Annotated in this window: 11 protein-coding genes and 3 pseudogenes; 1 reads left to right on the forward strand and 13 read right to left on the reverse strand. The window is 69.2% G+C overall.

Translation table 11 applies throughout. The features are described 5' to 3' along the window. The first annotated feature begins 244 nt into the window (after positions 1-244). Positions 245-1,035, forward strand: a pseudogene (locus B9D87_RS08485) (cutinase family protein). Here the strand turns inward: B9D87_RS08485 and B9D87_RS08490 are convergent. From B9D87_RS08490 to B9D87_RS27450, 13 genes and pseudogenes are all read right to left on the reverse strand, one after another. After that, positions 1,001-1,882, reverse strand: coding sequence for a sensor domain-containing protein (locus B9D87_RS08490; protein ID WP_007770570.1), 882 nt, complete (start codon positions 1,880-1,882; stop codon positions 1,001-1,003). The pseudogene B9D87_RS08485 and the gene B9D87_RS08490 overlap by 35 nt on opposite strands. Before the next feature lie 112 nt (positions 1,883-1,994). Next, on the reverse strand, positions 1,995-2,525 hold the full coding sequence (locus B9D87_RS08495; RefSeq protein ID WP_052002466.1) for a sensor domain-containing protein: 531 nt from the start codon (positions 2,523-2,525) through the stop codon (positions 1,995-1,997). 260 nt (positions 2,526-2,785) lie between these two features. After that, a pseudogene (locus B9D87_RS27790) lies at positions 2,786-3,112 on the reverse strand (DUF4190 domain-containing protein); the annotation flags it as partial. After that, complete coding sequence (locus B9D87_RS08505; RefSeq protein WP_007770566.1) at positions 3,012-4,019, reverse strand: sensor domain-containing protein; 1,008 nt, start codon at positions 4,017-4,019, stop codon at positions 3,012-3,014. The gene B9D87_RS08505 and the pseudogene B9D87_RS27790, both read right to left, overlap by 101 nt. 3 nt (positions 4,020-4,022) lie before the next feature. Continuing rightward, complete coding sequence (locus B9D87_RS08510) at positions 4,023-4,997, reverse strand: sensor domain-containing protein (protein WP_007770565.1); 975 nt, start codon at positions 4,995-4,997, stop codon at positions 4,023-4,025. Positions 4,998-5,014: 17 nt separating this feature from the next. Beyond that, positions 5,015-6,169, reverse strand: coding sequence for a hypothetical protein (locus tag B9D87_RS08515; protein ID WP_040630202.1), 1,155 nt, complete (start codon positions 6,167-6,169; stop codon positions 5,015-5,017). A 23-nt stretch (positions 6,170-6,192) separates the two neighbouring features. Continuing rightward, entirely contained in the window at positions 6,193-7,119 is a 927-nt protein-coding gene (locus B9D87_RS08520; protein WP_007770563.1) for a hypothetical protein, read from the reverse strand. After that, positions 7,119-9,608, reverse strand: a complete 2,490-nt coding sequence (locus B9D87_RS08525) for a GAP1-N2 domain-containing protein (protein ID WP_007770561.1) — start codon at positions 9,606-9,608, stop codon at positions 7,119-7,121. Before B9D87_RS08525 ends, B9D87_RS08520 begins: the two co-directional genes overlap by 1 nt. After that, the gene (locus B9D87_RS27795) at positions 9,605-10,093 is read right to left on the reverse strand and encodes a SaeA-related protein (protein ID WP_496401148.1); all 489 of its coding nucleotides are present in this window, start codon (positions 10,091-10,093) and stop codon (positions 9,605-9,607) included. The genes B9D87_RS08525 and B9D87_RS27795 overlap by 4 nt, the downstream gene beginning before the upstream one ends. Next, a pseudogene (locus tag B9D87_RS27800) lies at positions 10,076-11,157 on the reverse strand (SaeA-related protein); the annotation flags it as partial. The pseudogene B9D87_RS27800 and the gene B9D87_RS27795, both read right to left, overlap by 18 nt. After that, a complete protein-coding gene (locus B9D87_RS27805; RefSeq protein WP_367648967.1) occupies positions 11,151-11,651 on the reverse strand; it encodes a SaeA-related protein in 501 nt (166 codons plus the stop codon). The pseudogene B9D87_RS27800 and the gene B9D87_RS27805, both read right to left, overlap by 7 nt. A 2-nt stretch (positions 11,652-11,653) precedes the next feature. Further along, on the reverse strand, positions 11,654-12,730 hold the full coding sequence (locus B9D87_RS27445; RefSeq protein ID WP_254425557.1) for a hypothetical protein: 1,077 nt from the start codon (positions 12,728-12,730) through the stop codon (positions 11,654-11,656). Then, entirely contained in the window at positions 12,685-14,304 is a 1,620-nt protein-coding gene (locus tag B9D87_RS27450) for a hypothetical protein (protein WP_254425558.1), read from the reverse strand. Before B9D87_RS27450 ends, B9D87_RS27445 begins: the two co-directional genes overlap by 46 nt. Position 14,305 lies beyond the last annotated feature (1 nt).

The raw sequence follows: 14,305 nt of genomic DNA on the forward strand, positions 1-14,305 counted from the left end.
CCTCCTGACAGTGAGCGCCAAACTTGGTACTCGCGGTCTCCGGCTACCCTGAATGGACAACACCAAACGACGGCTTAAAGTGTTTTCGTAGGCAACCCGACACGCAATGGCTGCGTCGGTCCGATGGCGGCGCCGCCGCCGCTGTCCGCCGCCTGTCGCTGCGCCCCGGTATACAGGAAATCATCACCAAATGGTTGGCAACTTGACAGTTTTGGGAGGGGCTCGGATGGGAAATTCGGACGCCATGATTGCACGTCACATCGTTCGTTTCCTCGGTTCAGCAGCAGTTATCGCAGCGTCGGGCGTGGCCGCTTCCGCGTTGACGACTTCCGTCATCCCCTCCGCCTCGGCCCAGTGTCCCGACGTGCAAGTGGTGTTCGCCCGCGGCACCGGCGAAGCCCGGGCGTCGGCCCCACCGGTCAGGCCTTCGTCGACGCGCTACACCAGCGCGTCGGTGGGCGGTCCTTTGACGTGTATCCGGTCAACTACCCCGCCAGTGACCAATGGGATACCGGCATCGACGGCATCAGAGACGCGGGCGCCCATGTCAATTCGATGGCCCACGACTGCCCCAACACCAAGATGGTGCTCGGCGGCTACTCGCAGGGCGCGGCCGTGATGGGGTTCGTCACCTCGGCGTCGGTGCCCGACGGCATCGACCCCAACACCGTTCCCAAGCCGCTGTCCCCCGACGTCGCCAGCCACGTCTCCTCGGTCGTGCTGTTCGGCATGCCCAACGTGCGGGCGATGAACTTCCTCAACGAGCCCCCCGTGGAAATCGGCCCGCTCTACCAGGACAAGACGGTCAAGGTGTGCGCCAGCGAGGACCCGGTCTGCTCCGACGGGATGAACTTCGCCGCGCACAACACCTACGCCGACGACAACGCGATGATCGACAAGGGCGTCGCCTTCGCCTCCAGCCACCTCGGCCTGGGTGGGCCGGCCCGGCCCGGTCGGGGCGCCGGCGGGCGGCGGCTTCGGCGGCTGAGTAGCCCGTTGGCTAGCCGGGGATCCTGCCCAGGATCAGGTTGGTGATGGCCAACGTCGCCTGCCGGGTGGCATCCGTCTTGGCTGAAGTACACGTCTGCACGTCGACAACCACATTGGCCTTTGCTGCGACCGCGTGAACGCAGAGGATCGATATCGGCGTTTGCGGCACCACGTCAATGGCGGTGGTGCCGTTGCCGGCGTCAGCCGGCGGCCGGATGGACACCGGGTAGGTTTTCCCGTTGGGCCAGGTTGCATTCAAGGTAGAGCCGCCGCACTGGCGGAAGGTCGATAGCAATCTCTGCAGCATCGCTTGCGCCGCGGCCGCGTCGTGAAATGCGGTGGCCCCCTGTCCGGTGGACCACTGGCTGTTGAGGCTCTTGTCGAGGATCTCTGTCGCGGAAAAGCCCGTGAAGCCTGAACCGTCGTAGGCCTCCGGAGCGCTGGACTCGATGACGGGCCAGCAATCCGGACGGTCCATTTTGCCTCTAACGGGATCTGGTGTGGGCTGATGCAGTGTCCGCTCGATCTTCATGCCTTGGTCCCTCGTGATGCCTTCGACGTCCTCGAGGCTGGGCAACAGACCGTCCAGATCTGCGGGCGCGGCGGTGGGCGGTGGAGGCGGCGGCGGAATTGTCGGCGTGCTGGTGCTTGTGGTCGTCGTAATGGTCGCGGGTGCCGCGACCCGGGCAGGTGTCGTGTCCGGCATGACTGCGGCGACGATCAATGCGATCACCGCCGCGGTGATGAACACATACGAGAGCGTCACCCCGACCAACGCGCGATCGCGACCGCGCTCACCACTGCGGCGGATCTGCGCTAATCCCAAGTGCCCCAAGATGAGCCCGGCCGGGGCGAAGACGAACGCAAACACCACCGACAACGTCGCCAACACATTGGCCTCGTCGCGCGGTGGTGCCGGCGGTGGTGGCGGCTGCTGCGGACCCGGCGGGCCTCCGAACGGATTCTGCTGAAACGGGCTGGAACCAAAGGGATTTGTCACGCGCTCAGCCCGGGATCTTGTTGAGGATGAAGTTGGTGATGTCTAGCGCGGATTGCGGACCGCGGCCGCGTGTTTCGGCCATGAGAATCATCACATCCACCAGGACATTGTTTTTCGCGGCGATCGCTCGGTAAGTGCCCAAGCGTGGTGACAGTTGCTGCGCTATCACCTCTATGGTGGAGATACCGCCACCAGCATCAACGGGCGCCATCACCGTCAATGCGACGGCGACATTCCCTTTTTTGTCGGGAGCGGGGAGCAGGGTCATGGCAGAGTTGGCGCATTGATGCCAGATCGCCTGGATCTTTTCCAATTGCGCTTGGGCCGCCGCCGCATCGCGATACGCCACGACCGCTTGACCAGCCTCGGTAGGTGTGCGCGGATTATTTGTTTCCATCATCATCGTGGCGTAGTAGCGCAGGGCGCCTTGCATGTCGTAGGTGTTCGGTGCGCCGGCCGCGAAGACCGCTGAGCACTCGGGTCGGTCGACGAGCTGGTACTTACTTCCCGGTTCAGATGTTGGCTCGTACGCCACCAGAACCTGGTCCCCAGTAATGTTTTGACCTCATCGAGGCTCGGCAGCAGACCGGGCAGGTCCGACGGAGTCACTATTGGAGGTCTTGGCGGAGCGGCCGGGCGCGGTGTGGTACCGGATGGTGGCTTCGTCGTCGTGGTGGCAGGTACCGCAACGTGCGTTGGGGTGCTATCAGGCAGCGTGGCCCGGACGATCAACGCGACCACCAACGCGGTGATGAACACATACGACAACGTCACCCCGACCAGAGCGCGGTCGCGGCCACGCTGCCCGGTACGCCGAATCTGCGCTAAACCCAAGTGCCCCAGAATCAAACCCGCTGGGGCGAAGACAAACGCGAACACCACCGACAGCGTCGCCAACACATTGGCCTCATCGCGCGGCGCGACCGGGGGCGGCTGCGCCGGCTGCTGTTGCGGGGCGAACGAACTACCACCGAAGGGGTTCGGCTGAAACGGGCCGGGGCCAAAGGGATTGCTCATCGGATTAACTCGGGATCTTGCCCAGGATGTAGTTAGCGATGTCGAGCGCGGCCTGCTGACCACGATCGGTGTCCACCAGCACAACGTTGATGTCGACGACCACATTGTTTTTCGCGACGATCGCACGGTCGTTGCGCGACCGCAGCACCGGGCCCTGCGCGGTCAACACCATGGCGGTGATCCCGTTTCCGGCATCGGAGGGCACACCCATCGACACCGCGACGGGCGGCGCCTGCTTGCCCGGCGGGGGGATGATGTTCATCGTCGAGCCGCCACAGTTACGCCATATCGATACGAGGTTCGCCAACTGTCGCTGCGCGCCCGGCGGGTCCCGGAAGGCCATGAGCACCTGTCCCGCTTCCTTCATGGCGGGTACGTCGTGGTCGTCGATCAACACCAACCCGTAGTAACCGACGAGGGCCTGCATATCGGTGTTGGGGGCGCCGCCGCCCATGACCGGCCAGCATTCGGGGCGATCAACGGATGCGCTGTCGGAATCCGGGCCGGGCTTGAATGTCGGCGGCAGGGCAACAAGATTGGGGTCTCCCATGAACCTCTTCACGTCATCGATGGTCGGCAACAATCCGGGTAGGCCCGTCGGGGTGACGATGGACGACGACGGCGCCGAGGCGGCTCCGGTTGAGGCCGCCGTACTGGTCTGTGACGCCGTTCGCGACGATCCACCGTCGCCCTGCGTCGCCCAGGCCACCACGGCCACCACCGACAGCGTGATGACCGCATACGACAGCATCAGCCCTACAATCGCGCGGTCGCGGCCCCGTTCGCCGGAGCGGCGGATCTGCGCCAGGCCAAGATGCCCCAGCACCGCACCGGCGGGCGCGAAGACGAACGCAAACACCACCGAGAGCGTCGCGAAGACGTTGGTGCGCGGTCGTTGGGGCGGCGGCGCCGTGTAGACCGGCGGGCCGGGCGGCATCCCACCGTAGGGCGGGCCGCCATACGGATTGCCGCCGAACGCATTGGGCCCGAACGGCTCCTGTGGATTGCTCATCGTTCAGCCCGGAATCTTCTCGAGGATCTGGTTGGCGACGGCCGTCGCGGTTTGGCGGGCGCGGTCCACGTCGTTGCCGGTGTAGGACACCAGCAGGTCGATGACGACGTTGGCCTTGGCGGCGATCGCGTGCACGGAAAGATCGTCGCGCGCCGAGGCTTCGATCGTGGTGATGGCGCTGCCTGCATCGATCGGCTCATTGAGTGAGAACGCCACTGTGCTCTTATTGAGGAAGGTGATCGTCACCGGCAACCCGCCGCACTGGCGCCACGTGGACAACATTTTCGTCAGTTGTGCTTGCGCTGCGGCTGCGTCGGGGAATGCCGCGATGGCAGCGTCAACCGACCTCGTGTTGGCTGGGTCATCACGGTCGGCGAAGACCGGCATGTAGTAGTTCACCAGGCTTCCGGTGTTGTACAGGTCCGGCACGCCAGCATAGAGAACTCCGCGGCATTCCGGACGGTCGGTGGTTTGTCCGCCCGCGGCGAGATCGTCGGGCCGGCGCAGAATTACGGCCTGGATCAATTTGTCGTCACCGGTGATGGCTTTGACGTCGGCGAGGGTGGGCACCAGCCGCGCCAGATCGGACGGCGTGACCGCTGGGCTCGGGGACGGGGAAGCCGTGGTGGGCGCGGCACTGCGGGCGGCGGGGCCGTCGGGCCGGGTGAGCCACACCACCGAAATGCCCGTCACGGCAACGATCACCACATACGACAGCACCGTCCCCACCAATGCGCGATCACGGCCGCGCTGGCCGGTACGCCGAATCTGCCTCAAGCCCAGGTGCCCCAGGATCGCCCCGACGGGGGCGAACACGAACGCGAACACCACCGACAACGTCGCCAAGGCGTTGACCGGTGGGCGATCCGGCGGTGGCACCGGCGGCCCCGAATACACCGGCGGCCCGGCGGGACTGGCCCCGAACGGCGTGCTGCCGAACGGGTTGTGCTCGAAGGGATTCTGAGGGGGAATCGTCATGTTCGCCGCGCGCAAGCCTAGAGCACACCGAAACTCGACGTGACCCAGCGGACCGGGTCGACACAACGGAACGGGGCGATGCCCCGGGCGTGCAACCGCTGGCCGCTGGGCGGCTGGCCGAGGGCCGAAACGACGAAGAACCGGTGCCTCAACCGCCGTGGCGTGGAGGGGTTTTCGACGCCCGCGATGATCGAGCCGGCGTTGAGCCGGGTGAGCAGGCTGCGCACCTCTTCGTGCAGCAACTGACCGTCGTTGTCGTCGTAGAGCACCGAGTCCGACGGGTCGCGAAGGTAGGCGGCCCCGGCGTTGGACATCACCATGCTCCACTCGGAGCCGTCGACGTCGCGCAGCGCCCGCAGGGCGTCGAACTTCGACAGGATGACCGCCAGCCGCGGCTCACCGGAACCGATGGCCATCATCACGTTGTTGAGCACGCCGCGCGGGTCTCCCCCGCTCACCATCTGCGGCGGCAGCAGATCCTGCAACTGATCCCGAATCGATTGCACCCGAAGCGGATCGAACATGAAGAACACGGCCTCGGCGTTGCTGAAGAACCGGAACGGCGGTGAATGGAGGTTTCCGGACTCCATGTCCTCGCCGGCGACGTCGCGCAGCACCAGGTAGCGCTGCACCCCGTGCCAGGTGCCGAGACTGAAGATCAACGGCTCGCGCTGCGTCGAGGTCTGGGTCATCATCGTGGGTGTCGGCGGGATCAACCCGCGCTGCACGAACAGCGGTGTCTCGTAATGGGTTGCGTACGCGACCGCGGTCGAGCGCGTCGCGGGCGCCATCGCAAACCCGAGGTGTTCGCACAGCAGCTGCAGTTGCCGGACCAGCACCGCGATGTAGAGGCTTTTGCCGGTGGCGCGGGCACCCGCCATCGCGATGCAATAGGCCTGACCCTCGCGCCACCGGTCGGGCAGGGTGAAGTGGCAGACCGGGCAGATCTCGTGGACCGGACCGCGCAGCGCCTGCGCGGCGATGTTCGGCGGCGGCGGACCGTTGTACCCGGGTGGCCGATCCCACCGGAACATCGGCCCGATCTCGGCTCTGGCGCCCAAAAACGCCGACCCGACCTCGTCGTGGTAGCGGGGCGCACCGCTGGTCGGCGCGAGCGTCCACAGGTGATGATCGGGATCCAGCAGCGCAAAGCAGCGTGGACATTTCGTCAAGATCGCCGGGGCCGTCGGAGCGCTCATGTCAGGGCCCGAACCAGCCCGGCGGTGATCTCGTCGAGCACCTGCGGATGCGCTAACAGTTCGGCGGAGGCATCCTGCCCCGACCGGGGCGCCGGCAGCCGCGGGCCGGCCACACGGCGGTCGTCGGACAGGGTGATCAACGCGAATCCGCGGTGCACGCCGCTGGCCGGGAAGTCCGAACAGGCCACGGTGGCGATGTCGGTCCGCAGCCGCGACCAGCGCGCGCCCGCCGACCAGCGCGGCTGCACCTTGCGGACGGCGTCGGCGAGCCCCGCGCCGGGGCCATGGCCGTCCACGGGGACCTTGGTGACGTCGGCGCCGACGAGGACCGCGGCGACGTCGTGAATCCCCAGCGCATCGGCCACCCCGACGGCCACGTCGGTGGCGGCCGCCGCGCTGCCGTCGGCAAACCAGGGGCGCATCGAGGCCGAACTATTGAGGGCGACAACAAGTTCGGCGTGGGCCACCTTGCGGTCCCGGCCGATGAGACGACGCGCGGAGGTACGCGCCGCGGCGGCCAAGGGGCTCAGCGCCGTGTCGGCCGCGGCGGTGACGGCGACTTCGATGTGGTGGCCCGACGGACGCAGCTCGGCAAACACCACCGCGGTATCGCCGCTGACATCCACCGGATCGAACAGCACCTGGACCGGGTCGGCCTCGTCTGGCACATCGTGCGCGATCGCCAGGTGCACGACGGTTCCGGCACCGAATTGCGTTGTGAACGCCGGCCGGACGGCGATGGTGATCGGACCGGTCAGCGAGGGCACCACGACGTGCTGAGGGCTGGAGCGCACCACGGGCTGGCCCGGCGCGCCCTGGATGTCGAGCGCGGCGTCCTGGACCGCACCGCTGATGGAAATCGAAAGCGGTCCAACGGGTATGTGCGCGCGCTGATTACGGGCGGTCAGGGCGTAGATCGGCATCAGTGGTTCCTCCACATCTGCGCCGGCGGGGCCGTCAGCGGCGCACGCCCCTCAGCGCGGCGGGCCAGCATCGTGCTCACCAGCTTGCGGTACCGCCGTGGCGGTGATCCCTCGTTGCTGCCGGCCATCCGCATCATCATCGCGAGCACCCCCTCCTGGTCGTCGTCGCTGAACTGCCGGCTCGCGGTCAGCGCGGCGGCGGCCGCGGCCAGCACTCCGTCGACGGCATCGCCCGACTCGGCGGCATCGGTCCGTAACAGGCTGGCCGCCAACACCTCTGTGGGCCCGACGATGTTGTTGTCAACAAGGGCCAGCACCTGCTCGCCGGCGGCGGCGGCGACGGCCGGGTCGGCGGCGAGTTGTCCCGCCAGGACGGGTCGCGGTTGGCCCGCGATCAGGCCCAGGACAGCCAGCGTTGTCACCCGCACCGCGCAGTCTGCGTGCACGCGACCGGGCCCGATCTGGTTCAACGCCGCGTCCCACAGCCCGGCGTACGCCTTTTGGTGAGTGTTGAGGTAGCCGCGCTGCACCCAGGACGCCGGCGCGACCATGCGTAACGCCGCGCATGCCACCGCGAGGTCGTCGTTGTTCGCACCGGTGATCTCGTCGGCCAGCCGGGCCAACGACTCGCTGTCGGGCGCGCCCAGCAGGGTCGGCAACAGCGCCGCCGTGCTCAGGGCGGGCCCGCCCGCCGCCAGCAGTTCGGCGGGCTCCCAAATGTGTTGGGCCGCCACGTCGTCGCGGCGCGGCGCCCCGTTGGCCGCGAGCCACCATAACTCGGCGAAGGGATCCGCCTCGTCGGGGTTGCGTTCGGCACGCATGCCGCACACCGCGGCCCGGGTCCAGGTCGCGTCCCACGGTTGGGCGCCCAGCAGTTCGACCGGCGGGGGCATGGTGGATCCGTCGGCGAACCAATCCAGCACGGCGTCGCTGATCGGCGTCGCGCTTTCGCAACTCAGGCGCAGGGTCGCGGCGGCCGCGGCGATCCGGGTTTCGGGGCCGAGCCGGTGCGTCAACCGGCGAGCCAGCGTGGTCCCGGTCTGCGGGTCGGCCAGCTGGGCCGCGACCCGGTCGGTGAGGGCCTGGGTCAGGCGGTCGTCGTCGACGCCCGCGCGCAGCAGCAGGTCGATCAGCTTGAGCAGCCGTTGCGGGTCACCGCTGGCGCCGGCTCGTTGCAGCGCCGGGCCGAGCGCGGCAGCCAGCGGTTCGGGAACCGGACGGCCGTGATAGGTATTGGCGCTCAACGGGATCGGGCCCAGTTGATCGAGCCAGGTGTCGTCGCCGATGGCGCGGCACAGGTAGGTCAGCGCGGCGTGTTCGCCGGCGCCACCGGGCAGGTTCTGCTCGGCGGCCTTCCACGCGTCGGGTGTGGTGTGGCCGACGAGGGCCGAAAGCGCCTCGTGGACAAGGCGTTCGGTCGGCGATCCGGGGGTGATACCGGCCGGCGAGTGCGCGGTGATGATCGCGTTCGCTTCGGGATGGGCGGCGGCGAAGCCTTCGTCGGCGGCGATCGTGACCGCCAGCGGCCACGCCGGGTGCAGGTCCCGATCCTCTGTGTGCGCGGCGCGGTGGTCAAGTTCGTCGAGCACCGCGAGTGCCGACTGCGGGTCGAGCAGCACCTCTTGTGCCATCACCGACCAGGCGGTGACGGCGATCGCCTGACCCGATGCGGTCCGATGCGGCTCGCCCCCCAGCTCTCCCAGCGACAGCGTCGCGGTCTCGTCGATGACGACGAAACCCGCCGGCACCGTGTCCAAGTCGCCGACGGGCGCCGCGGCCAGGTGCGCGATGGCGTGCTGCGCCGGGCCGAGTTGGTCGGCGCGGTCGAACGTGCTGAAGTTCAGGGTGGCCGCGGTCCCCGGGGACATGAGGAAGCTCACCAGGCCGATCCACTGCGCGGCCGAGTCGACGGACACGGCACCTAAGACGACGGGCGCGCCCCCGTCGAGCGCGGCCGCGACGGCGTCCAGTAATCCGAGCAAGGTGCCGACCCGCCAGGTGCTGGTGTCCAGCGCGAAGGCGATCACACTTTCGCGGGTGACGACGTCGGCGACGCCCGGCGGTTCGGCGGGCAAGGCGGCGCGCCCGACCGCCGCGGCGCCGAACGGCCGTAGCCAGGCCGGCGAGCCCCACCGCTGGATGGGGCGCGCCCGCGGCGCGGAATCCGGTGCGCGGTCCAGCAATACGTGGGCGAACACGTTGCCCGGGCGCCCGGTGCTGTCGGCGCCGGCGGCGGCGGTGTGCCAGTAGCCCGCCGCGTCGCCGGCCCAGCGCCGGTATTCCAGCCGTCGCGGCCCCGCGTCCAACTGCTCCGGGGTGGGATAGTCGGGCAGCGGCGTGACGGGCCGAAACGCGGTGCGCACGCCCGAGGCCAGGCGTTGCGTTTCCTCGGGTGACAGATCGCCGGTGGTCTGCTTGACCTGCCAGCCGCCCGCGCCTCCAGGCCGGTCGAAACTCGTATAGGCGAGTTGACCGTAGCGCGGGGTCACGGCGCGCCCATGGTCAAGCGGAGGCTGTGCACCGGCGGGTCCAACAGCGCGATGGTGCGCAGCCGCGCCGCCGACGGCGTATTGACGAACAATCGGATCCATCCGCGCCGGCCGCGCAGGTCGACGGCCCACGGCTCGGCCGTCCCGGCGGTGGTCAGGGCCGACCACCGCAGTTCCTTCGACGGCGTGGCAGCCAGCCCGCCCTGCGCGTCCAGCGGCGCCGCGTCGAGGGCTTCTCCATCGGTGGGCGACAACGGAATTCGGTCCGGATGGTTGACCAGTACGAATGCCGGCGATCCCGGCACCTCGTATTCGGACCGCATGTAGATGGTCGCGTGCGACGGCTGGCCCACCGGGTCGCGGCTCAGCTGCACCGCGTACTGCAGCCGCAACAGGCCCGCGTATTCGATGCTGCGCACGGCCCCGATCGCGCGGCGACCGGCGGAGAAGGCCACCGGCGCCAGATGCAACGAACACCCACTCACCGGCAGCTTGCCGTTGGGCAATTGCAGGCCGCCGTACTTCTCGTACTGCTCGACGGTGATCTCGTAGGACGTTCCGGTCAGACCGTTGCGGGGTCGTAGCCTTTCGGCGCCAGATACACCACGACGACGGCGGCGCCCTGCGGCCAGTCGAACGTCAGGACCTGCTTGTTGCAGTACTCGGCCAGTTCGACATCCCGGATGACACCGGTGCGCACCGAGCAGAAGGTCTTGCCAAGCAACGCACGACCGGCCAGCACCGTGACCGGGGTGAAGTAGGCGCGGCTCCAGTCCGTCGGCCAGGACACCCCCGACATCACCGACCGCGGCCGTCCGTCGGGACCGGGCTGCTCGGAAACCGGTTGCGTCAAGCGCAGATCCGGGGTCAGGCCGACCTGCTCGAGCGCCGCCTCGGGCAAGTCGTTAGCCTCGGCACCCGCCGCCGGGCCGGTCTGGCTGCGATAGATCACCACTTCGCCGGCCGGCGGTGCCTTCCAGGTGAGCTCGAAGCCCTCCGCGGTGCCCGGCGCCGACGTCACCATCAAGTCGGTGACCGGCGTTAGGACGGCGGCGATTTCGACTTCCGCGTCCACCGGCGCGGAAAGCCGCAGTACACCGTTGACCGGCACGGCGGCCCGGATCCGATACACGTAGCGCCGTCCCGGCGCCGGGTCGGGGTCGACGAATCCGGCGCGGTTGTCGCGGTCCAGCAAGATCCGGTGCTGGGGCCCCTCGCGGCCCGCTTCCTCGGCCGGCATCCGGGACACGAACACGGTGCTGACCGCCGCGGGCACCGTCCACCTGCCGATCACCTTGCCGTCGTCCTGCCGCACCACACAATCGCGCACCGGGCTGACGGCCACGCCTTCGGCGTGTTTGATCGGTTGCGCGGCAAGCGCTTCGGCACGCGTAGCGCCGACGTTGACCCACACCTGGTAGTAGCGCACCGCCGCGGCCGACGGCACCGGGTCGGCCGCGGTGGTCAACGAGGTGGCCGCCACCAGCCGGGCCCGGTCCGGGGAGTACGGCGCGTTGTCCTCCTGGGCGACCAGCCGGTAGATCACCACGGCGTCGCCGCCGGGCAGGTAGGGGGTCCAGGCCAGCTCGCAGCCACCGGCGTCCTGGTCGTCGCGCGGGGCCGCACGGTGACGGCGGCCAGCGGGCCGGTCTGTTCACCGAAGGTGTATGTCGCGAAATCGCTTGGGCTCAGCGGAAGTTGGTCGTGGGTGGCGCCGTCGGTCAGCGGCGCGGTGCCGGTCGGTTCGGCGGCGGCGTCGACCGCCGACAGGGCCGCCGAGCGGTGATGCCGGCCCGGCGACGGCTCCGACTCCACCTCGGCCAGGACGGCCGCCAGCTCCTCCGCGTACTCCGCGACGGAGCCGGGCAGCATCGCCCGAATCTGGTCCACATCGGTGCGCCCCGACCGCAGTATGAGTCGGAGGTGGGTTTCCTTGAAGCCCGCCTTGGACACCGCCCCCGAGTCGATCAGGCGCTGGCGCCAGGCGATCAGGGCGTTGAGGCGCGGGTCGTCGGCGTCGCCGGTGTGCTGCGGATCGGGCATGGCTAGAACACCAAATCCCCGCCCGGGGGCGCATCCCGGTGTTCGGTGTGGGTGATCACCGCGGTCTTCTCCATTTCGACTCCCGACGCGGCCGCCAGCGGCACCTCGAACAGGGTGAAGTCATAGGGCGCCAGCCCGTCGCTGGCCTGGACCACCGCGGCGCGGAAACCCAGACCGGGTCGGGCGAGCGCGGCCGTGTCGATGGCTACCGCGCAGCGGCCCGCGGTCATCGCCGCGTCGGTGAACACCGACCCGTCGAACGGAGCCGCCTGCCCCGGCCGATGGTCGACGACACCGGCGGCGAACTGGTCGGAGGCGACGTGCTGACCCAGCGCCGGGGCCAACACCGCTCCGGTCAGCGCGGTGCCCACGCGGTCGTCCTCGGCGAACATCTGCTCGACGCGCTGCCACAGCGCTTCGGCGCCGGTGGAGTGCACCTGCCCGGAGGCCACCGCCGCCGACCATTGGTCCAGGCCCGACGACGTCCGGAAACCCGGCATGCGATAGAGCATTTCGGGCTCCTCCCGCAGCCGGCCCGCGGCGTGGGCGACCATCTCCTGCCACGGCTTGGTCAGCCAGCCGAGCGCGTAGAGGCGGCGCTGAATGGCATGCGCCGCATCGTCGGCGCGCTCGGCGCCCGGATCGGCCACGCCGACCTGGGCGCAGCGGGGCAGGCCGTCGGAGATCAGTGGCGCCGCCGACCGCCCGGCGGGTGCGGGCCCGAACGGTGCGCGCAGCACCGGCCCCAGCACGCGGCACCACGACAGATACTGGCCGTACGCGGTGGACAGGCGGCTGACGTCCTGCAGCGCCGTCTGCAGATTCGCCTGCATCATGTCGAGCTGATTCTGTTGGGATTTGCGCAGATTCATCAGGGTGAACATGTCGCGCTGGGCGAACAGGAACAACGTCAGCGACACCACAACGTAGAGCCCGAGCAGTATCCCGCCGGTGATCAATGTGTATTTCCAGCCGGTGAAGCCGGCCACCGCGAGGCCGACCAGCACGACGAGGACTCCCAACGTCGCCCAGGTCAGCGTGGCCAGGATGGTGCCGATGGCTTGTTGGCGGGCACGCACCCGCTCGTCGATCGAGATCTCGCTGGCCGCCCGCTGGATCTGTTCGGCGATTTGCGCGACCTCGGTGCGCGCCCGCCCCAGGAAGTCGGCCAGGATCGATCCGGCTTGCCAGGCATAGCTTTTCGACGCGTATTGCTGCCAGCGCTCCAGTTCGGTCGACGCCCCCGCGCCTCGACCCCGGCCGCCGGGTCGGAGTAGGCGCGTTGCAGCCGCTGGCGCAGATCGGCCGCGCCCAGCACGTCGGCCGGCTCCAGGTCGCTGACCCCGATCACGGCGGCCAGCGACGTCGGGATCGCGGTGAATCGGTCCGCGCCGCTCGGCACGACGTCGGCGGCGCTCGCCACGACGCCGACGCCCGCGCCCACTTGGATGGGGTCGAGTCCCTTGGCGCGGCGTCCGCCGTCGGCCAGGGTGAGTGCGCCGTTGACGAAGTCGGTCCACAGCGGGCTCAGATCCTGTTGGGCCAGCTGCCCGTTCGCCCCCGATCCGCCGATGGCCGCGTTGAGCGTGTCGGCACTGCGGCCAAGGTCCTGCCAGTCGGCGAGCTGGCTGCTGGTCACCACCGAGAACGCGGAGTCGCGGCCGCCGAACACGGTGCCCTGCACCGTCGAGGCCAACACCGCCGATACCGATCCCTTGACCGCCGACAACCACGCCGACGGCGCGTTGCGCAGCGCACCGCCCATGAAGCGAAGAAACATCTTCAGCGCCGCCCAGATCGAAATGGCCTGCGTGGCAACATCGTCGGCACCCATCCGCGGCCCGCGCAGCACGTCGCGATGTTTGGTCCACAACGCGCGGGCCATCGACTGGGTGGCCGCCGACACGTCCTCGACGTACAGCACCGGTACCTGGCCGCCATGCGGCAGCGGCAACCGTCCGGCCGGATCGAACAGCCGCGCCCGCAGCCGACGTTCCACCTCGGCGGTGTCGAGGCTGCGGTAGAACGCGCGCACCGCGCGCAGCGTCTGTCCGGGCAGGATTTCCACGCTGTCGAACGGAGTCTGCTGCAGATCGGCCCACAGACCCGCCACCGCGGCGACCACCGGCGCGGCACGCTGGGCCAGATCCAGCGGCTCGGCCAGGTGTCCCCACGGCACCGCGCCCAACCCGGGCGCCGGCGAATCCTCCGGCGCGATCAGCAGGTTGTGCCAGCCCTCGACCACGACCGACGAACTGAGCTGGCTGGCGCCGACCCGCCCGCTGGTGAGCAGCATCCGCAGCAGGGTCATCTTGGCTCCACGGGCGGTGCTGCGCACCACCTGTTCGACGAACTGCTCGGCGGCCAGTGGCGCCCGTTGCTCGGCCGGGGCGTCGAGTGGAACCAATACCGCCACCCGGACCCGGTCGTAGTGCTTGGCGGTCAGCACCTGTTGCAGCACAACGCCTTCCGACCGGCCGTCGCGCACCATTGTCGCCGTCGTCGCGGGCCCCCGCGCATCGCCGGCCTCCACCCAGACGAAGACGCCCAGCAGTCCCGCTGCGGAGTAATCGCACAGGACGCCGAGGAGCTCGTCGGTATGCAGGTGGGGCGCCACGACCACGGTGAGAGCGGTGTCGCTGGATACAACCATG

This window comes from Mycobacterium colombiense CECT 3035 (assembly GCF_002105755.1).
Lineage (GTDB): Bacteria > Actinomycetota > Actinomycetes > Mycobacteriales > Mycobacteriaceae > Mycobacterium > Mycobacterium colombiense.

Coding starts and splice junctions, on each gene's coding strand:
- B9D87_RS08505 (WP_007770566.1), bottom strand. CDS start 4,019: ATGAGCAATCCACAGGAGCCGTTCGGGCCCAATGCGTTCGGCGGCAAT.
- B9D87_RS27450 (WP_254425558.1), bottom strand. CDS start 14,304: ATGGTTGTATCCAGCGACACCGCTCTCACCGTGGTCGTGGCGCCCCAC.
- B9D87_RS08510 (WP_007770565.1), bottom strand. CDS start 4,997: ATGACGATTCCCCCTCAGAATCCCTTCGAGCACAACCCGTTCGGCAGC.
- B9D87_RS27805 (WP_367648967.1), bottom strand. CDS start 11,651: ATGCCCGATCCGCAGCACACCGGCGACGCCGACGACCCGCGCCTCAAC.
- B9D87_RS08520 (WP_007770563.1), bottom strand. CDS start 7,119: ATGCCGATCTACGCCCTGACCGCCCGTAATCAGCGCGCGCACATACCC.